Origin of the sequence: Chryseobacterium sp. T16E-39 (assembly GCF_002216065.1) — a bacterium.
Lineage (GTDB): Bacteria > Bacteroidota > Bacteroidia > Flavobacteriales > Weeksellaceae > Chryseobacterium.
This window is the reverse complement of the sequence record NZ_CP022282.1, coordinates 844019-864544: the sequence shown is the minus strand read 5'-3', so window position 1 is coordinate 864544 and position 20526 is coordinate 844019. Positions and strand designations below refer to the sequence as shown.

The 20526-nt window shown below is 36.6% G+C and carries 21 protein-coding genes; 14 read left to right on the top strand and 7 right to left on the bottom strand.

The window, feature by feature from the left end; all coding sequences use genetic code 11:
- Window positions 1-201: 201 nt before the first annotated feature.
- Both CEY12_RS03690 and CEY12_RS03685 read left to right on the top strand, forming a co-directional pair.
- Window positions 202-1092, top strand: coding sequence for a helix-turn-helix domain-containing protein (locus CEY12_RS03690; protein WP_089026405.1), 891 nt, complete (start codon window positions 202-204; stop codon window positions 1090-1092).
- A 77-nt stretch (window positions 1093-1169) separates the two neighbouring features.
- On the top strand, window positions 1170-2390 hold the full coding sequence (locus CEY12_RS03685) for an MFS transporter (RefSeq protein ID WP_089026404.1): 1221 nt from the start codon (window positions 1170-1172) through the stop codon (window positions 2388-2390).
- 89 nt (window positions 2391-2479) lie between these two features.
- Here CEY12_RS03685 and CEY12_RS03680 read toward each other — a convergent pair whose 3' ends face one another.
- Window positions 2480-3403: a DUF3078 domain-containing protein gene (locus tag CEY12_RS03680; protein ID WP_089026403.1), complete on the bottom strand. Its 924-nt coding sequence runs from the start codon at window positions 3401-3403 to the stop codon at window positions 2480-2482.
- Window positions 3404-3715: 312 nt separating this feature from the next.
- On the opposite strand from CEY12_RS03680, the gene CEY12_RS03675 reads away from it, so the two are divergent.
- Window positions 3716-5128 (top strand): PLP-dependent aminotransferase family protein, encoded by a 1413-nt coding sequence (locus CEY12_RS03675; RefSeq protein ID WP_089026402.1) that lies wholly within the window; start codon window positions 3716-3718, stop codon window positions 5126-5128.
- Between the two features lie 372 nt (window positions 5129-5500).
- Window positions 5501-5845, top strand: coding sequence for a mannan-binding lectin (locus CEY12_RS03670; RefSeq protein WP_089026401.1), 345 nt, complete (start codon window positions 5501-5503; stop codon window positions 5843-5845).
- 282 nt (window positions 5846-6127) lie between these two features.
- On the opposite strand, the gene CEY12_RS03665 is transcribed toward CEY12_RS03670, so the two are convergent.
- Entirely contained in the window at window positions 6128-6985 is an 858-nt protein-coding gene (locus tag CEY12_RS03665; RefSeq protein WP_089026400.1) for a helix-turn-helix domain-containing protein, read from the bottom strand.
- Between the two features lie 156 nt (window positions 6986-7141).
- Here CEY12_RS03665 and CEY12_RS03660 point away from each other — a divergent pair, with 156 nt between their 5' ends.
- A complete protein-coding gene (locus CEY12_RS03660) occupies window positions 7142-7675 on the top strand; it encodes a carboxymuconolactone decarboxylase family protein (protein WP_089026399.1) in 534 nt (177 codons plus the stop codon).
- Between the two features lie 64 nt (window positions 7676-7739).
- Here CEY12_RS03660 and CEY12_RS03655 read toward each other — a convergent pair whose 3' ends face one another.
- Window positions 7740-8606, bottom strand: a complete 867-nt coding sequence (locus CEY12_RS03655) for a LysR family transcriptional regulator (RefSeq protein ID WP_089026398.1) — start codon at window positions 8604-8606, stop codon at window positions 7740-7742.
- 94 nt (window positions 8607-8700) lie between these two features.
- Between CEY12_RS03655 and CEY12_RS03650 the strand changes: the two genes are divergently transcribed.
- Window positions 8701-9567, top strand: coding sequence for an alpha/beta fold hydrolase (locus tag CEY12_RS03650; protein ID WP_089026397.1), 867 nt, complete (start codon window positions 8701-8703; stop codon window positions 9565-9567).
- A gap of 86 nt (window positions 9568-9653) precedes the next feature.
- On the opposite strand, the gene CEY12_RS03645 is transcribed toward CEY12_RS03650, so the two are convergent.
- The 3 genes from CEY12_RS03645 to CEY12_RS03635 all read right to left on the bottom strand — a co-directional run bounded on the left by CEY12_RS03645 (window position 9654) and on the right by CEY12_RS03635 (window position 12971).
- Complete coding sequence (locus tag CEY12_RS03645) at window positions 9654-10832, bottom strand: acetyl-CoA C-acyltransferase (protein WP_089029775.1); 1179 nt, start codon at window positions 10830-10832, stop codon at window positions 9654-9656.
- 35 nt (window positions 10833-10867) lie between these two features.
- On the bottom strand, window positions 10868-12409 hold the full coding sequence (locus tag CEY12_RS03640; protein ID WP_089026396.1) for a DHA2 family efflux MFS transporter permease subunit: 1542 nt from the start codon (window positions 12407-12409) through the stop codon (window positions 10868-10870).
- Between the two features lie 220 nt (window positions 12410-12629).
- Window positions 12630-12971, bottom strand: coding sequence for a winged helix-turn-helix transcriptional regulator (locus CEY12_RS03635; RefSeq protein ID WP_089026395.1), 342 nt, complete (start codon window positions 12969-12971; stop codon window positions 12630-12632).
- A 92-nt stretch (window positions 12972-13063) separates the two neighbouring features.
- Here CEY12_RS03635 and CEY12_RS03630 point away from each other — a divergent pair, with 92 nt between their 5' ends.
- The 8 genes from CEY12_RS03630 (at window position 13064) to CEY12_RS03595 (ending at window position 19230) form a co-directional block, all read left to right on the top strand.
- Entirely contained in the window at window positions 13064-14611 is a 1548-nt protein-coding gene (locus CEY12_RS03630; protein WP_089026394.1) for an MFS transporter, read from the top strand.
- Between the two features lie 9 nt (window positions 14612-14620).
- The gene (locus CEY12_RS03625; RefSeq protein ID WP_228409785.1) at window positions 14621-15397 is read left to right on the top strand and encodes a class I SAM-dependent methyltransferase; all 777 of its coding nucleotides are present in this window, start codon (window positions 14621-14623) and stop codon (window positions 15395-15397) included.
- A 103-nt stretch (window positions 15398-15500) separates the two neighbouring features.
- Entirely contained in the window at window positions 15501-16076 is a 576-nt protein-coding gene (locus tag CEY12_RS03620) for a Crp/Fnr family transcriptional regulator (RefSeq protein ID WP_089026393.1), read from the top strand.
- Window positions 16077-16158: 82 nt separating this feature from the next.
- Window positions 16159-16704, top strand: a complete 546-nt coding sequence (locus CEY12_RS03615) for a YceI family protein (protein WP_089026392.1) — start codon at window positions 16159-16161, stop codon at window positions 16702-16704.
- A gap of 18 nt (window positions 16705-16722) precedes the next feature.
- Window positions 16723-16941 (top strand): tautomerase family protein, encoded by a 219-nt coding sequence (locus CEY12_RS03610; RefSeq protein WP_089026391.1) that lies wholly within the window; start codon window positions 16723-16725, stop codon window positions 16939-16941.
- Window positions 16942-16945: 4 nt separating this feature from the next.
- Window positions 16946-17680 (top strand): SDR family NAD(P)-dependent oxidoreductase, encoded by a 735-nt coding sequence (locus CEY12_RS03605; protein WP_089026390.1) that lies wholly within the window; start codon window positions 16946-16948, stop codon window positions 17678-17680.
- Between the two features lie 68 nt (window positions 17681-17748).
- Window positions 17749-18123, top strand: a complete 375-nt coding sequence (locus tag CEY12_RS03600; RefSeq protein WP_228409784.1) for a nuclear transport factor 2 family protein — start codon at window positions 17749-17751, stop codon at window positions 18121-18123.
- 30 nt (window positions 18124-18153) lie between these two features.
- A complete protein-coding gene (locus tag CEY12_RS03595) occupies window positions 18154-19230 on the top strand; it encodes an NAD(P)H-dependent flavin oxidoreductase (protein WP_089026388.1) in 1077 nt (358 codons plus the stop codon).
- Between the two features lie 526 nt (window positions 19231-19756).
- Here the strand turns inward: CEY12_RS03595 and CEY12_RS03590 are convergent.
- Complete coding sequence (locus CEY12_RS03590) at window positions 19757-20518, bottom strand: porin family protein (RefSeq protein ID WP_089026387.1); 762 nt, start codon at window positions 20516-20518, stop codon at window positions 19757-19759.
- Between the last annotated feature and the right edge of the window lie 8 nt (window positions 20519-20526).

Below are 20526 nucleotides of genomic sequence, written 5' to 3'. Positions count from 1 at the left end.
TCTCATTATAAATGTGCATAGGTTTTGAAACCATTCATTTTGTAAATATAAATATTGATTCTCTAAAAGTGCTTCTGTTTTTTAAGTCAAGCGGGAAAAACTTGAGATGAAATGTAAAATCGATGGTTTAAAATGAAGGATCATATTTTCTCTCAATAGTCCTATGCAGGGATTTTTCTTTTTACTGAAATATCCTATAATATGACTAAATTTATCCTTTTTAAATGGCCTAATGTTTCAGTAATGGCAAAATCAACAATACTACTCCATAAAAACGAACTTGATAGTACGGGCATTGAAATTTGTCCGATGGGTGAACTTGATGAATCGGTGCAAAAAGTCCATCGGGATGAGCATTTTATGTTTGTTATTCTGGAGGATGGATATTCCTCACTGGAACTGGATTTCCGTACAGTTGAATTATCCGGAACCTCGGTTTTGTATGTGGCTCCCGGTCAGGTTCACAGGTATATAAAGAATGAAGATTGTAAAGGCTGGTTTGTATTTGTAGAAACGGCTTTGATTCCCAAAACTTATCTTGAAATTTTCAATACTTACCTTAATTCGAATCAGGCGGTTTCAATTGAGAAGAATGATGATCTGTTTTCATTTATCCCGGTTTTTGATTCTGTATTGGCCAATTGGGCATCCCCTTTCCAAAATAACCTTATCAATTCGTTTACGGATAGTTTGATGGGGCTTGTGGTACGGGCTCTCATCAAAAACAGACATTCTGAAAAAACCATCGGCGGACAGAAATATAAAACTGTTCTTCATTTCAAACAACTCGTTCAGATAAATTATAAAAAATTGAAGCAGGTAAAGGAATATGCTCTTGAGCTTCATATTACTCCTCTTTATCTTAATGAAGTGGTAAAAGAAATTACCGGTTTTTCAGCCAGCCATTGGATTCAGCAGGAAATTATCCTTGAATCTCAACGGCTATTGTATTATACAGATATGGATATTAAGCAGATTGCTTTTGAATTGGGATATGATGATTACGCTTACTTTTCCCGCTTTTTTAAAAAGAATACCGGACATACTGCATCTGAATTTCGAAAAAGTAAACCATTATTTGTCCAATTATAGCCATTGAATGGCTATCGTTCCATGAAGGCTGCCTGCCTACTTTTGTACTCGAAAAATAACTAAAAAAACGATGCAATATGGCAGTAAAAAGTACAAATATGGTTACTCCGGAAATTAGAGATGACCATCATCACAAAAAAAATATACCATTAAGAAAAGTTCTGGCTCCTATCGTAATTTCGGTGTTTGCGGTATATCTTACCATCGGAATCACATTGGGTGCTTTACCCACACTCATTAAAAATGAATTGAAATTCGACTCTTTCACTGTAGGGATCGTAATGGGGCTTCAATTTTTAGCTACTTTATTAACCAGAGCATATGCCGGAAAACTGACGGATACATTAGGGGCTAAAATCAGTAATCATAGAGGGATATTCCTGGTGTCAGCGGCTGGGATCCTCTATATCGCAGGAAGCTCTTTTGTGCATTTCCCACTTTTAGCATTGGGCTTACTGATTCTCTCAAGGATCATCCACGGTATTTCAGAAAGTATGATGGTAACAGGAGCCTTAACTTGGGGAATTGGTCTTGTTGGGGCACACAACTCAGGTAAAGTAATGACCTGGAACGGAATATCAATGTATGGAGGGATCGCCTTAGGTGCACCGTTAAGCATGTGGATGGGAAGTCAGTTTGGGGTTATTGCCCCTTTTACATTAATTCTTTTACTATCCGTAGTAAGTTGGCTGTCAACGGCTAAATTACCAACTCTTGAAGTGGATCCTGCACATGTAAGAACTCCATTTTATAAAGTAATCGCAAAAGTTTCCGATCAGGGACTGGCACTTGCTTTTTCTTCTATAGGATTTGCCTGTATTGCTTCCTTTATCGCCTTGCTTTTTGCTGAAAAAAGCTGGGAGAACGCTTCTTTAGCGTTTGTCTGTTTTGGAGGGTTTTATATTCTTACCCGTATATTATTTGCTTCACTTCCGGATAAATATGGGGGGTATAAGGTTGCTTTAGTTTCATTTGCTATTGAGATTGTGGGCCAGCTGTTCATTGGTTTTTCTCATTCCGGATGGATGGCTATTGTAGGATGTGCACTTACGGGAATTGGTTTTTCCCTGGTATTTCCGTCTCTTGGGGTACTGGCTATTAAGAAAGTTAGTCATCAAATGAGAGGAACTGCGTTGGGAGCGTATTCAGCATTCTTTGATCTTTCACTCGGCTTGGCCGGCCCGATAGCGGGGATTATCGCAGGTTGGTTCGGGTATCAGTCGATTTATTTCTTCGGTGCGATAAGCGGTCTCCTGGCTATACTTATTTTGACGGTAAGAAAAAGTGGCCATCAGTAAATAAATGGTCAATAAAATATATAGTATAAAAGTCTTGAAATAAAAAAGCCAATCTTTCGGATTGGCTTTTTTTTATTTTTAAGGACGTGTTATTTTTTCATCCAGGATTGATTGTCTTTTTTATCGGAACGTTTTTTACCGTTGTCGATATTATAAGCGAAACCAACTCCTAACGTTTGTTTCAACTGTGTTCTTCGGATCTGGTTGTGATCATATAAAAGATCCAAAGTAATATTCGTAGAAATGAATTTGTTGATCTTCATATTTAAAATTCCACTGTAGGAAAGAACCAATCTTTCAGGATGGTCAAGGTAATTGGAAAATACAGATCCTGTATTGGTCAGGTTGATGTTTTCCATAATTTTTATTTTATAAATAGCTGTTCCCAGGAAACCGAACTGGAATAATGAAGAATCGCCATCATTTTTTAATCCGTACGTTCCGGCGTATTGAAGATCTTTATCCAATACAAATGTTACCCTTGCATTCGCAGGACGTAATGTCATTGTAAAATTGTCATTTGGGCGGTAGGTGAAACCAGCACCTACATTCAGGTATCCCGGAGCCATAAAATTGGAGATCTTTTTGGCGTCAGGATTATTTCCATCTTCATATCCTGGCGCAAACTGAGTTTGTAAACTTACTCCCCCTGATACATACCAGCTTTTTGCAATTTCTCTACCATAGTTGCTTGAAAGATTGATCACATCCTGTGTTTTTCTGGTTCCTACTCCCTGGGTATTATTTTGTCCATAACCCAGAATAATAATATTTTCCCAAAGGTCCTTTCCTTTTTCATAAGTAAGGTTATAATTCACACCGGCAAGCCAACCTACGTTGTTCGCTCCACCCCCTACCCAGTTCGAGAATGCGGCCTGGTTAAGCATTAATGTGTTCTGACCTTGAATGCTCCATGCTTTTGTAGTATCTACAACGGGAGCTTCTGTTTTTGCTTCTTGTGCTGCAGCAAAAATTCCCAATGAAAGGGAAAGGGTTAATAAAATTTTTTTCATAATTTATAAGATTTGGTTGCAAAAATAGAAATATAATTTTTGTTAAAAAATATTAAAAAAACCTAAATTCACTTAAAATTAAGGTTTTTTATCTTACTATTTTACAATGTGATAGAACAAAATTTCATAAATCATTCACTTTTGTATGAAATATATCGTATTGATCGCGATTTTTGATAAAAATCATTTTGTCTTTTTTTAATTAATCCAATCAAGGTATAGTATTGAATTCACGGGTTTTATGATTCTTATCCGATATCATATGAAGCATTATTAAATTCCTTACTTTTGAAAGACACAGAAAATGACTGAATGAAAAAAGAGATTCTTTATCTGAAAATTGCCGGAATCATTGAAAAGCAAATTCTCAATGGAACATTACGATTAGGTGACAAAATACCTTCTATACGTACTGTACAGAAAGTGTATAATGTAAGCATCAATACAGTCCGTCAGGCATTTTTAGAATTAGAAAGTAAATCACTGATCGAGCCGAAACCTAAATCCGGCTATTATGTGAGCAAAGCCTCTCAGAGAAAATTCTCATTACCTTCCGTTATTATATTGGAATCGCTGCAAAAAGAACAGCATCCGGAAGATCTTTTTCATAAAACATTTGCTTCATCAGAAAATCAGGATATTACACATTTCTCTATGGGACTGCCGGAAAAAAGCTTACTACCCATTGCACAGCTTAATAAAAGTGTAACAACTGTTATGCGGAGTTTAGCTAATGGTGGGGTAACGTATGAATCTGTCCAAGGAAATATTAATTTTAGAAGAACAGTTGCAAGATGGGCATTTATGCTGGAGGGCAAAATTACAGAAGATGATGTGATTGTGACATCAGGGGGGATGAACGGAATGTTTACCTGTCTGATGGCCGTTACCAAACCTGGCGATAAAGTGGCTATTGAGAGTCCGGCGTATTTTGGAATCATTAAAATGCTCAATGCAATGGGGCTGGAGGCTGTTGAAATTCCTTCTGATCCATCAACGGGTTTGGATCTCGAAGCACTTAAAAAAGTTTTACCAACCATAAGTGCCTGCTGTTTTATTGTTAATTTTAATAATCCTTTAGGCACTCTGATGCCGGACACCCATAAAAAGGAACTTGTTCGAATGCTTACCGAATGGGATATTCCATTGGTGGAAAATGATATGTTCAGGAATGTGTATTATGGAGCAGAAAGGCCTAAACCCTGTAAGGCATTTGATGAATCAGGTATTGTGATGCTTGTTAATTCTGTTTCTAAAACATTGGCTCCCGGATATCGTATCGGATGGATTATTCCCGGAAAATATAAAGATAAGATCATTCAGCAAAAGCTGATACAGACGATTTCGACTCCTGCGCTTTATCAGGAGGCGCTCTCCCACTTTTTAGAAAATGGAAGGTATGATCATCATCTGCGTACTTTCAGGAAAACCATACATCAAAACTGTTTAAAGCTTCTAAAAGGGATAGAGGATTATTTTCCTGAAAACACTAAAGTTTCTCAGCCCGAAGGTGGTTTTATGCTATGGGTAGAACTGGATAAAAAAATAGATACAGTTCAGCTTTTTGATATTTCCATAAGGCAGAATATCACTTTTGCACCGGGAAGAATGTTTACCCAATACAACCAATATAATAATTGTATGCGGCTCAATTTCGCAATGGACTGGAATGATAAGGTCAATAATGATCTTAAAACATTGGGTAAAATTATTACCAAATGGTAATCTGTGCCCTAATAAAAAACAACAACTGTATCTGTACCTGTGATACAGATTGATCTAAATTTGTAATCACAAAACCAAATGATTAAAAATTTGACGAGGCTATAAGGAATAATTATAGCTTCGTCTTTTTTTTACCTTCCTTTACCTTTGATTCAATTCAGTTTTTAAGATCATTTTTTTAATATAAAAATACTATTATATCCATTTGAAGAGAAATAATAATACGTGTTTTTCTTTGTAGTGATCGCGGTATGATGCTTGTGATGGGAATGCTAGGTAGAATTACTGAACGAAAAAAATGGTGCTTTCTACTCTACTATTTGTTTCTTTATAATCGCAACTTTGACTTGTTAACCATAAAAAACAAATATCATGTCAAAATTCAAAATTAACATCGTTGCAGGTCCACTTTGGAGCAATGATCAGGCTCAAAAATTAGGTGGTCGTATTGCTGCGGCCCATTTAGGAAAATTTACCGGACAGTGGTCTACCATTGTTGAAGGAGAAATGAGTGTAATCGAAGTTGAGTATGATACTGCCCCATCAGGAAGTACAGAATATACAATGGATGTTCTTGCTGGTCCGATCTGGAGCAATGATGATGCTAAAGAAATATGCCCTTCCATCTGTGCTTCTTACGGAGGTACCTGGAACGGACAATGGACAACAGTTGTAGAAGGCAAGATGAGCGTTTGCGGCTGTGTATTTAAATTTTAGTCAATAAAAAGTTCCCAAACCTCCAGGATTTCCCGGAGGTTTTTTTGTTATGTAAGACTTTTTTGCCAACAGATAAACAAGAAAGGCTTCATTAAAGAATAAAAATGTATATTTGAAATTATTTTAATTATATGTATGCATAATATTAATATGTTATTGAAAAATAAATTAAAATATTAATAAAATTACAATGTGTTACATAATATATTTATTATATTTGCACTTCGAAATAATTTTTTTTCATCATTTGTGTTTTTTAAGGCCTCCCTCGGGAGGCTTTTTTTATGGGATAAAAATGTCTGCTGACTGCTTTTTAAACAAGACAGGAGAAACACCAGTGGACCTCTTGAAAAAGCTGCTGAAATATGCGACCTCTTCAAACCCTAATTCATAGGCAATTTCTTTTGCCGACTTGTGGGTATACAGTAACAGTCTTTTAGCCTCAAGTATAATTCGCTGCTGGATTATTTCAGAAGGAGTTCCATTGTTGTACAGGTTGAAAAGATTAGAAAGTGTTTTAGGGGATTTATGTAATTGGTCTGCGTAAAACTTTACCGAATGTTCCGATTTGTAGTTTTTTTCAACAAGAAGACTGAATTGCCGGATGATATCCAGCTTCTGTTCCGGAAGCTTTTCATTTACAAATTGTCTTTTTGCTGATCTGGTAATCAGAATGATCAATCGTTTCAAAAGCATTCTAAGCATATCTTCCTGTATATCATCGATGTCCTGGAATTCCTCAATGAAAATACGGAGCAGCAAAGTCAGTTTATCGTGTACTTTATCTTCAATGGTGACAAACATACTCTGTGATAATCCATAAAAAAGAAATCCAACGCACCCAACCTCTGAATCATGGCTTTCGATACAGTAAAAGTCTTTGTTGAACTGCCATACAACTACCTGCGAGTTTTCCGGGAAATCAAAAGACTGGTTGACCATCAGACAAAGTATACTGCCCGACGTAAAAAGGTAAGAAACCTTATCAATCGTAATCAGGATATCCGGACCCTGATTCCATGCTAATGTCAGGAATTTATCCTTGCGGTCTTTTCCATAAAAAGCTCTGTCGAATTTTTCTTCATTAATGAGTAGTCTGCAGGCAGCTTTAGTTTGCTTATTGTGATAATTATAGATCATCTTTTCTTTCCTGTTGATTTTTTGTGAAAGTCTTTGCTGAGCAAATGTATGATAATCTCCAAAGGGAAAAAAGCATAAGCTTTCGGGAAATTATTCTATTTCTTTCTGGCCGGGGATGACGCAACTTTGTCCTATTAATTTAATACAACAATTACAATGAACAATTTTAAGATTCCTCAAAAAGAACAACTGTCAGAAACTAACCAAAGTATTTTTGCTCAATTAGAAAAAGGAGTTGGGTTTGTACCTAACCTTTATGCTACTTTCGCTCATTCCGAAAATGGGCTAAGCACTTATTTAGGATTGCAAAATGCAAAATCATCTTTAAAAGCAAAAGAAAAAGAAGTCATTAATCTAGTGGTAAGTCAGTATAATAAATGTCTGTATTGTTTAAGTGCGCACACTGCAATTGCTAAGTTAAATGGATTTAGTGATGAACAGATTATCGAGATCAGAAAATCGGATATTTCTTTTGACTCAAAATTCAGCTCTTTAGCCAATCTTGTTCAGGAGGCAGTAAGTAAAAAAGGAGAAATTTCTGAAGCAACAAAAGCAAACTTTTTTAATGAAGGATATACTGAAGGAAATTTAGTCGATGTTATTATCGCTATTGGAGATAAAACCATTACCAATTATTTATATGCAGCTACAAAGATCCCGGTAGATTGGCCAATAGCTGCTGAATTATAATTATTTTAATAGAAAAATAAAAGGCTGTAATGAATACTACAGCCTTTTTTGTTTTTATATAACATTAGTTACTCATCGCATACATTTGTATAAATGATTCCAAAGCCTGTGATTTTGGAATGCTTTTTAAATAGATGAGTGAAGTGGATATGGTATTGATCTCTTTGCTTAGCTTAAATGTTTTCAGCTTCCGACCTCCATAGTACTGTTCTACAAGTTCCAGAGGTAACAGCGTAATTCCTAAACCAGCTTCCACGAAGTTAATGATCCCTTCAATAGAATTCATCACCATACTTTTATACTGGATCACTCCTCTGGCATTAAGTAATGTTTCAAGTCGTGCCCTGTACACACAACCCTGTTCAAACACAACAATATTCAGGTGGTCTTTTTTGAGAACATGATTAATTGATTTTTCATCCAGAGAAGTAATAATAACCAATTCATCCTGTTTAATATGAATCTGTTCCAATTGTGAAGAGTGGATAGGAGCTGAAACAAATGCCGCATCCAGCTTATAATTTAATACGTCATCAATGAGCTTTTCCCGTGTATCTGATTTGAATTCCAATGCTACATGTGGATACACTTTCATGAAATCAGATAGAATTTGAGGGGCTTTAAACACCAAAGTGGTCTCTATGCACCCAATGCATAAGTTTCCTCCTATCTGATCAGATTTTTTAATTTCGTTCTTGGCCTCTTCTATAATGTGCGTGATCTTTCGGGCATATTGAATAAATGCATGTCCGGAGGTCGTTAAAGAGACTTTTCTGGAAGTACGGGTGAACAGTTGGGCTTCCAGTTCTTCTTCCAATGTTTTTATTCTGGCTGTAACATTAGATTGCACAGTAAACATCACTTCTGCAGCTTTTGTAAAGCTCCCGTGAACCGCAACTGCTTCAAATATTTTGAGATCATTTAAATTCATATATCATTTTTTATGATAGTTTAGATCATAATTAATCGTTTTATGGAATCAAATATATGGAGTAATTTTGAAATAACAAAAAATAAAAACAATTATGAACCCAACCATTTATTACAAAAATGCAGACGTTAACGGCCTGAATATCTTTTATCGTGAGTCAGGACCAAAAGATGCTCCAACCCTATTACTTCTTCATGGATTTCCTACCTCCTCTCATATGTTTCGGGATCTGATTCCGGAATTAAATGATCAATACCATATTATCGCCCCTGATTTGCCAGGCTTCGGATTTAGTGATGCTCCGGATTCTTCTGAATTCGATTATACCTTTGATAATCTGGCTCAGGCAATGCAGGGATTTATTGATACATTAGGATTAAAAAGATTTGCCTTATACATTTTTGACTATGGTGCTCCAACAGGTTTAAGACTTGCTTTGGCTAATCCGGAAAAAATAACCGGTATTATCTCTCAAAATGGGAATGCTTACGAAGAAGGATTGAGTGATAACTGGAATCCAATAAGAAAATACTGGGAAGATCCTACCCCGGAGAATCGCCAGCTGTTAAGTGATTTTACGTCTCAAAAAATGACCCTATTTCAATATCAGGAAGGTGTAAAAGATCTCTCATTAATTGCTCCTGAATCTTATACACTGGACCAATATTTTCTCGATCGCCCCGGAATGAATGATATTCAGATTGATCTGATGCTGGACTACCGTACCAATGTTGCCTTGTATCCTAAATTTCAGGAATATTTCAGAACATATCAACCTAAATTATTAGCTGCGTGGGGTAAATATGATCCTTTCTTCCTCCCTCCCGGAGCTGAAGGCTACAAAAAAGATATTCCCGATGCGACCGTGAAATTTTATGAAACGGGACATTTTGCATTGGAAACCCATGTAGAGGAAATAAGTAAAGATATTAGAGTATTTTTAGAACAATTACCTGCATAATACATCCTATTATATTCAATAAAAAATGTCTGACTAAAATAAGGTCAGACATTTTTATGAAGTTAATTCGTTATTGATTTTAATATTTATAAATTCAGATTTTCAATTACCATTGCAGAAGCTCCACCACCACCATTACAAATAGCGGCAACTCCATATTTTCCTTTTTCCTGTTGCAATACATTAAGAAGAGTCACCAAGATCCGGGCTCCGGAAGCTCCTATCGGATGACCAATCGCAACAGCTCCACCATAGATATTGACTTTTTCAGGATCAAAGCCTAAGATTTTCTGGTTAGAAAGCACAACTGAAGCATAAGCTTCATTAATTTCAAAATAATCAATTGCAGAAAGATCCAGATTAGCATGCATAAGAGCCTTTGGAATAGCTAATGCGGGCGATGTAGTAAACCATTCAGGAGCCTGAGCAGCATCTGCATATCCTATGATTTTAGCTAGAGGTTTTAACTGATATTTTTCTACAGCCTCTGCTGAAGCAAGAATCAAAGCAGCTGCTCCGTCATTCAAATTACTGGAATTGGCAGCGGTAAGTACTCCATCTTTTTCAAAAACAGGTTTTAGCTGCGCTACTTTTTCAGGAATAAGTTTGTCAATATCTTCGTCTTTATCTATTACAATGGTTTCTTTTCCTTTGGTAACTTCAACGGGAACAATCTCATTTTTAAATTTTCCCTGTGCAGTAGCATTTTGTGATTTTTTATAAGATGACAATGCATAATCATCCAGCTCCTGTCTCGTATGTCCATATTTCTTGATACCCAGTTCTGCAGCACTTCCCATATGAAAATTATGGTACACATCCCAGAGTCCGTCTTTGGTCATTCCATCAGTAAGGGTAAGATCGCCCAGCTTTTTCCCATTTCTGATAAATGCATAGTGGGGGGTATTGCTCATGCTTTCCATTCCTCCTGTTACAATGAGATGTTCAAGACCCAACTGGATTTGTTGTGCACCCAATGAGGTTGCTTTCATTCCTGAAGCACATACTTTATTGATGGTAGTAGCATCTTTATCATAAGGGATATCAGCAAAAATAGCTGCTTGTCTTGCCGGAGCCTGTCCTACACCTGCACTTAATACATTTCCCATGTAAACACTGTCTAATAATTCAGGCTCTAACGAAATGCTTTTATAAGCTTCACGAATAACCAAAGCTCCCAGTTGGGTTGCCGTAAAAGTAGATAGATTCCCCAGTAAACCTCCGACGGGAGTACGTTTTGCTGATACGATGAATACTTCTTTCATGATGTTGATTTTATTAAATTTTATATAATTCATTTTTAATGATCTGCTGAAACGATCACTACTTTTTTATTCTTATTTCTCTTCAGAAAAAATAATAATAAAGGTAATACAAATATAAATGCCAGACCAATAACCATATACGCATCTATATAGCTTAAAAAAAAGGATTGTTTTACAACAATTTTTTCCATTAATGCTATTGCTTTTTGCTGTGCTTCAGGAAAGCCAGATCCCTTACTTTGAAAAACAGATGTATAGGCTTGCAAGCGGTCCATTACAGATCTATTGTCAGGAGTAAGATTGGATATTAAATCGGTTCTGTGCAAGGCAACTCTCCGGGCGATATAGGTGTTGATTATGGATATCCCGAATGATCCTCCAAGCTGCCGCATCATATTATTAATCGCAGTTCCCTGTGGCATATCTTCAGCTTTTAGAGAAGAAACAGCGAGGGAGGCCAGCGGAACGGTAAGTAAGGCCATGCCGAGTGCTCTGAAAATTAAATTGATAGAAATCGTAGCAAATGAAACATCTAAATTAACCTGCGCCATAGACCAGTTGAAATAAATGAAGCAGCAAAATCCTAATAACACGACTAGAGCTGGTGGAACTCCTTTCTGCAATACCTTACCTGTAATAATCAATGCGAAGACAGCGATAATAGAACCTGGTAATAGCAAGAGTCCTGCCTGTGCAGGATTGAATCCTAGAAACCGTTGTGCCAGTACCGGAGTAAGATAGATGGACGTAAACATGCCGATCCCTGTTATGAAAGTAAGTATAGCAGAAATACTGAGGGAAGGATGTTTAAGAACTGATAATTTGACAACAGGATGGGGTATCGTAAGTTCCCTGTGAACAAATAAGATGAGTGATAAAACAGCAGCAACGGTGAGAAGAATGATATATCTGGTGGCAAACCAATCCTCCGTTTCTCCCCGTTCCAATACCGTTTGTAATGATCCAATTCCTATAATAAGCAAGATGATTCCAAGCCAGTCGATTTTTTTGACCTTTTGTCTTGTTGGGGATTCCGGTAATAATTTGAAACATAAAATTGCGGCTAAAATACCCAAAGGAATGTTGATATAGAATATCCATCTCCATGAAAAATTATCCGTAATAAATCCACCTAACGTAGGACCGATTGTTGGTCCAATAAAGACACCAATTCCAAATAATGCACTGGCAATATTCTGTTTTTCTTTTGGGAAACATTCATAAACTACCATTGCTGATACAGAAAGCAATGCCCCACCACCAATACCCTGGAGAAACCGGAACATGACCAACTCCCAAAGATTGGTTGAATTTCCACACATAAAGGAACAGAAAGTAAATAAGATAATTGAACCGATATAGTAATTTCTCCGTCCTAAATTATTTACTAAAAAGCTGGTCATAGGAATGATGATCACATTGGCAATGCCATACGCAGTTACAACCCAGGAAATATCTTCCAGCGTTGCACCCAGATTTCCACTCATATAATTAAGGGCTACATTCACAATGGAAGTATCTATCAGTTCCATAATCGCTGCGGAGATCACTGTGATGATCAGGATTATTCTTTTCATGTTTTTAATCTTTATTAATTTAATAAAATATACCAATCGGTATATTTTAAATCAAAAAAAAGTTTAATCAATCAAGGCAGCTCTTTTCAACTGCTTATGTGTATACTAAATTTTGAGAAAGCAAAGATATAAAATAAATATACCAATTGGTATATTTTAAATAATAAATTATATTGAAGATTATTAAAGTTCAAGAATAGAAAACTTATATGTAGTGTAATTAGTATTTTCCAATCACCTCTTCACGATGAATCAATCCCCAATTCCAAAGTTCAAACAATACATTTTTCAATGACATGCCGTGAGCAGTCATGGTGTATTCAACTGTGGGTGGCGAGGTATCAAACACTTCCCGGTTGATCAGCTTATTAGCTTGCAGGTTCTTTAACTCTTTCGACAACGTTTTGTCTGTTATTCCTGTAACTTCTCTTGAAAGTTCCTTAAAACGCTTAGACCCGCTGCATAGTGAATAGAGGATTAATAGCTTCCATCTTCCTTCTACAGCATCAAGCGCGTCCTTTATAGATAACATTGCTTTTGAACAGTCCTTTTCTGGTATCATAGTTACACTTTTAAACTTACTGTCATTTTGGATAGTGCTATCCAAAGGGGAAGTAATATCATTTGGATAGTAAAGATAAGTAATTTTGCTGTATGAAAGAAAAAGATCTTAGCAATCAGGTAGTTTTAAATGCCGGTAAGCGTCAAAGGAGAATGATATTAATAACAGTTTGCATTGCATTGATGGCCGTCATTGCCTCCGTAAGCGGGCTCAATGTAGCACAACCAAAATTAGCCATCGATTTCAATGCTTCTCAAAGTAGTATTTTGTGGATGATCAATATATATACAATAAGTTTAGCAGCTTTACTTTTACCTCTTGGTGCTCTGGGTGATCGGATTGGTCGGAAACCAGTGTTGCTTGTCGGGCTATTTATTTTTGGAATAGCCAGCATGATGTCGGGTTGGGCAGTTTCTTCTACCATGATGATTGTATCAAGGTTTTTGTGTGGGATTGGAGCAGCAATGATCATGCCTGTTACGCTCTCTGTAATTACTTCTACGTTTCCTGATGAAGAGCGTTCAAAAGCCATTGGTATCTGGACGGGTGTTGCAGGAGGTGGAGGGATTCTGGGAATGTACCTTTCTGCTGTTTTGGTCGATCTTTACACCTGGCGACTGCTTTTTGTTTTTCCCGTAATACTTGCTTTAATTGCAATTGCTCTGACAGTAAGATATATTCCAAATTCAGCGGAAAGAACAGAGTATCGTTTTGATACTGTTGGTACTCTCCTATCAATAATAGCGATAGTTGGAGTGGTATACACGCTGCATGAAGCTCCTGTTAAAGGCTTAAGTGAACCTATTGTAATAGGATCTCTCATTACAGGACTTATATCGGCTGTTCTTTTTGTGGTTTGGGAATTGAGGCAGAAAGCACCACTCCTTGATGTTTCACTTTTTATGAAGCGTGGTTTATCGAGTGGATCTGTATCACTGTTAATGATTTTTGGGGTGCAGGCAGGAATATTTATTGTATTGTTTCCTTATTTTCAGGGAGTTTTAGGTTGGTCAGGTCTCCGTTCTACACTTGCTATGATGCCTATGGCCTTACTTATGATGTTTTCTTCAGGCCTGGCACCTAAAATTGCTGCACAGATAGGAAGGCGTTTCACTATGGCATCGGGTATTTTATTGGGGAGTTTAGGAGCTGCACTTATGGCAATACTGGTGTCTGCAGATGGAGGTTATTTATCAGTACTTCCAGGAATGCTTGCTATGGGAATTGGAATGGGATTGAGCATGACACCTTCTACTGAAGCTATAACTTCTGCTCTGCCTGCTGATCGACAAGGAGTTGCTTCGGCACTTAATGATATTACACGTGAACTTGGAACTGCTCTTGGTGTTGCTTTACTTGGATCTTTGGTAAGTGCAGGTTATCGAAATAAGATGGATGAAAAATTAGATGACATTCCTTTCTCTATCGCTTCTTCTGCCCGCGAGGGAATTTCTAATGCGATAGCTATTGCTCCAAAAGCAGGACATCAATCTGATACTTTACTATATATTGCCCGTGAATCCTTTATTTATGGATGGAAACAGGCGATGTGGGCAGGTGTTACTGCGATGTTGATTCTGTTTGTTTATGTTCTTATTTATGGTCCAAAAAAGAATAAAGAGAAGCATGTTTTAAATTAAAAAGAGTTTATGAAAAATAAAAAAGTATCAAGTAAAATGGTTGTTGGTGATACCAATCAGGCTGAAGATATGAAAGAATTCTGGGATAATAGTTTTATTGAACATCAAACGATGTGGGGTTTTTCCCCCTCTCATTCCGCGATATTAGCAAAAGATCTTTTTGTAGACCGGGGATTAAAAGATATTCTCATTCCGGGAATCGGATATGGTAGAAACGGCCAGATCTTTATAGAAAATGATATGAAGGTAACAGGAATAGAAGTTTCTGAAACAGCTATTGAACTGGCTAAAGATCATTATGGAAGTGAAATGCAGATTTTTCAGGGATCAGTGACGGAAATGCCTTTTGATAAACATTTGTATGATGGCATTTTCTGTTACGGCCTTTTGTATTTATTTAACCACAATCAAAGGAAGAAAATGATTGATGATTGTTTTAATCAATTACAGGAAGGAGGTTGGATGATTTTTTCCGTGATCTCTAAAAATTCTCCTAACTATGGAAAAGGCAAAGAGATCGGAAAAGATACTTTTGAAATTGGAAAAGGAGGACAGCTCTATTTCTACGATATGGATGCTGTACAGAGGGAATTTAAAGAATATGGACTCCTGGATTTTTTTGAAATCGATGAACAGATAAATGCTGTTACGAAACAGGCTGCATTTAAATTTATTATGATCATTTGCAGAAAGGATAGTAAAGATGATACTGTAAAAAATGAAAAGGACTGTACACCCAATCATCTTTCTGCTGTTTTAAATAAAATGCTTTCTTATCATCAGTAAATCAAATCTGCCATATATCCTGGAAAATAAAAAACAGATGTAAACTAAACCCTCTTCTCGAAACCGATTACATTGTATATTTGTAATAGTATTACCAAGAACAATGACCAATCCTAAAGAGATATTACAGCAGCATTTATCACAATTTGTTTCACTCAGCGAGGAACAGTTAGATTATGTATTTTCCCATTTTCGAATGATCAGTCTAAAAAAAGGACAAATGCTTTTATCTGAAGGGGATTCTATAGATCAGGAATTTTTTGTACTCGATGGCTGTTTGAAAGCCTTTTACCTGAATGATGCCATGAAAATGTTTATCCTTCAGTTTGCCATGCCTAACTGGTGGGTTTCAGATTATAATGCATTATACAGCCACCAAAAAGCGACGGTAAATATTGACTGTATTACCAATGCAACAGTTTTGGCGATATCCAATGAAAACCGGGAAAAAATCTGTAATGAAATTCATGAAGTGGAACATTTCTTCAGATGGAGAACCAACAAAGGTTATGTTGCTGTACAAAAACGACTTCTTTCTTTTATGAATAATGATGTTAAATTCAGGTATGAAGAACTTTTATCTATGTATCCGCAGTTGTACAATCTTGTTCCTAAGCATTTAATTGCAGCTTATCTTGGGGTTTCCAGAGAAACCCTCAGCAGATTATATCAACCCTAATCTATGGTAAATAGTGACCCAGGTCACGTATCTTTTTGATCCGATCAACGCAACTTTGTGTCAACATTTAAACATAGAAAAAATGAATACACAAAATTTTAAAGTAAACAATGATAAAAGCATTGTAGAATGGACCGGAAGAAAAGTAACGGGTTCTCACAACGGAACAATAGGAATCAAAGAAGGAACATTTTCTTTCAAAGACAACCAGCTTACCTCAGGAACGTTTAAGATCGATACCCGTTCTATCAAAATTCTTGACATTGAAGATGCTGAAACGAATGCTCAATTTGCCGGTCATCTAGCTTCTGATGATTTTTTTAATTCTGATCAATACCCTGAATCTACATTTGAAATCAAACATGCAGAGCCGGGAGCTGATCATGTATATTATGTGACCGGAGATCTTACGATCAAAGGAATCACCCACCCTGTCGATGCTGTTTTGAAGATCGAAACCCAACAAAATACAGCGACAATACAGAGTAAAATTGTTCTTGACCGAACCAAGTACAATATGAAATTCAGATCAGGCAATTTCTTTACCGACCTTGGTGACACCCTGATATACAACAACTTTGACCTTACTATCAATTTGACAGCAGAAGCTGCTGAAAACAATTTTTAACATTTAAAATTAAAGATCATGCCTTACATAAAAATAGAAGTTCTACGTGACGGAGTTACCAGAGAACAAAAACAGCTTTTAATAAAAGGAGTAACAGAATTAGTAACATCAGTACTGAATAAAGATCCTCATCTTACCCATGTTGTGATCGATGAGATAGAAGATGACAACTGGGGATATGCCGGAGATCAGGTATCTGTGTTAAAAGAACAAGGATTTTCCACTGAAAAAAAATAAGAAGATGAGTAAACAAACAGTTATTGTAACAGGCGCTTCATCAGGAATAGGATTGGAAATTGCAAGATACTTTCTGGAAAGAGGCAATAATGTAGTCATCAATTCAAAAACAGAATCAAAGTTGGAGCAGGTTTTCAATGAATTGGGAGGTGGTGATCGTTTGGCCATGGTTGCTGGTGACGTTGCTGAAAAATCTATTGGAGATCTGTTGGTAAAAACAGCTGTTGACAGATTTGGATCTGCAGATGTTTTGGTCAATAATGCAGGGATTTATGAGAATAAACCCTTTTTAGAAGTGACGGAAGATCACCTGGATCGATTTCTGAGAACAAATCTTAAAGGAACTTTCTTCACAAGCCAATCGGTTATTCCTCAGATGCAAAAACAGAAAGATGGAGTGATCATTAATATTGGTTCTCCTTTAGTATACCACGCACTGGCAGGATCTCCATCCGCTGCGCCAATATCCAGTAAAGGTGCAGTACACGCATTAACCATTCAGTTGGCTGCGGAATTTGGAAAAGATAATATCAGGGTGAATACCGTTGCGGCAGGGCTTATCAGAACCCCAATGCATGATGAAAATATTGATAAAGCTGCAGGGCTTCATTTATTGAACCGTATTGGGGAATCTGAAGAAGTAGCCCAGATGGTTCACAGTATTGCTACCAATAAGTTGGTAACCGGAGCCATAATTAATGTGGACGGCGGTATGGGAGCCGGACATTATCTGTCATGAAAATTCTATTATTAATCGCATGGCTGTTTATTTTTCCAATAAACAGTCATGCTCAAAAAATCAACACTATGAAAAATGGTACAGAAGAAACTGCTATAAAAATAGCGCTTGAGGAATATTACTTCAAAGGGATCTTTGAAGGCAATACAACGCTTCTGAAAGAAGTTTTTTTTAAGGACGCTCTTCTCTTTGGAGATATAAAAGGAGTTCCTTATTATAAAACAGCAACTCAGTATATTGAAGGAGTGGGAAGTCGTGTAAGTCCTGAAAAAGCAGGTGCACCATTTCAACCGGAGATTATTTCTATTGACGTGATCAATTCTATTGCTGCCGTAAAATTAAATGTAAAGATGTACGATTTTAATTACTATAATTTTATTACTTTTCATAAAATAAACGGTAAATGGCTGATCGTTAATAAGACATTAACGGATGTAGAGTAACCATTTGAACCAAATCAACAAGACGTATTTATGTGGAATAAAAACAGAATAACAGATCTATTGGGAATAGAATACCCAATATGGCAAGGACCTTTTGGAGGTGGTTTATCTACAGTTGAATTGACATCTACTGTCAGCAATATGGGCGGACTGGGTGGATTTGGAGCATACACACTTAGTCCACAGGAGATCTATGATACAGATCAGAAGATTAGGTCAAAAACAGCCAATCCTTATAATCTAAATCTTTGGGTTTCCGATACAGACTATCTCAGTCAGGACGATACTGAAAGACAATATAAAGAAACAGTGGAGATATTCAAACCCTATTTTGAAAAATTGGATATCGAAATTCCAAAGCTTTCACCCTCTTTTGAATCCAGATTTCAGAATCAGCTTCAAACTGTTCTTGACATTAAGCCGAAGGTTTTCAGTTTTATGTTTGGATTACTGGATCCCGATGTTATTGAAGAATGTCACAAAAGAGGAATTTTAGTTGCCGGAAATGCTACCACTTTAGATGAAGCTCTTGCTTTAGAAAATACCGGGGTTGATTTTATTGTAGCATCAGGATTTGAAAGTGGCGGACACAGGCCTTCTTTTCTGGACAAAGCGGAATTTTCGACAACAGGTACTTTTGTCCTGATCCAACTGATAAAGGATAAAGTAAAAATACCCGTAATTGCTGCCGGAGGAATTGCCAACGGAACCGGAATTGCCGCCGCATTAACATTAGGTGCAGAAGCAGCGCAGATTGGAACTGCTTTTCTTGCTTGTGAGGAGTCTGGTGCTGTACCCGTTCACAGAGAGGCTCTCTTTTCTGATGCCTCTAAAAATACCAGGCTATCAAGAGCCTACACAGGACGACTTGGAAGAGGAATTACCACAGAAATCCTAGAAGAGCTTTCTGAAAAATCCATTGCACATCTGCCCTTTCCATTGCAGACTACTTTTATGTCGCCATTACGAAAAGCTGCATTAGAACAAGGAAAAAATGATATGGTTTTCTTTTGGGCTGGTCAGATTGCTCCTGTCTTGAAACATAGAAATGCGACAATATTAATGGAAAGCTTAGTTGAAGAAACCTCGAAAATACTTCGGGGATAAATGAAAAGCTGATCGGTAATTTATTGAAATCTATATAATCTAAAATAACCACAAACCGAAGGTTCGACGTAGTCAAAAGTCACAAAAGTTTTTAAACACTTTGTCATTGCGAACGAATGTGAAGCAATCTCACTCACAAATAGTCTTAACACTTAAGCTACTTTAAGTTTAATACATGCTGTATAATAATTACACATAAGTTTAAAAAAAATCGAAGATTTTTTAAGATTACATAAGCTTCATCAGCGAAGCTACTCTTTGCAAACCTTACTAATAAACAGAGTGATAATAAATCTTTGCGTTAAAACAAATCTGCATCATTTGCTTGATCTGCGAGAGAAAGAACAATCAATAGAAACGGGCTTTAGCCTGTTAAAAAAAATAAGCCCTCCGAAAAGGCTTTAGCCAAAACTTATATTATTGTATGTTTTGGCTAAAGCCAATATGTATGGCATTAAATAAGCCGGGTTAAAACCCGGCTCTATTGATTGTTTCAATTGCAATATGATTTGAATGCATTATCAAATTATTCATTTGAAGAACGTTTCGAGCTGAGATCATAAGCCAGTGAAAGCATCAATCCTCTGTTATATATTTTAATTTTATCCTTTTTGGCATTTCCATTTGCTGAACTATTAGCATTCTGAAAGAGATCTGTAAAACCATGAGTGTATCTAATCCCAACAGACCAGCGGTCTTTTAATTGATAATCAACTCCGAGGTTCATACCGAAATCAAATTTCTGAAGATAATATCCCTTACTTTCATCGTTGGTAGCGTCACCAAAAATGCTTTTATCCTTGAAAAAAATGCCATTTTCATCCTTTCGTTTTGTGCTAGCTGCTAATAACATACTTACATAAGGACCTGCATAGAATCTGAATCCGGATAGCTGATAGTTGATGTTAGCAGGAACAATGTCAATATAAGAACTATTGATTGTTGAACTATAGGTGTTATCAGCTGCATCTTTATAGGTAACACCTACTCTTCTTTGATTGAAAATCAATTCATGGGTAAGACCTATATTTCTGGTAATGTTTGTATTAACAAAGATACCTGCAAAAAATCCTAGTTTGAATCTTGTGTCTGAATTCGCAAAAATAAAATCTCTTTCCTTACCATAGAGATTATAGGTGTTGATACCTGCTTTCACTCCCCAGGTCACTCTGTTCGGATTTAATTCCTGGGTATTAATTTTTAAGGTATCAGTATTTTCATGTGTGGTCTGTGCATATAGAAAATGCCCTTCTAATAGTAAGATCAATATAATGAGTGTCTTTTTCATTGTTTTTT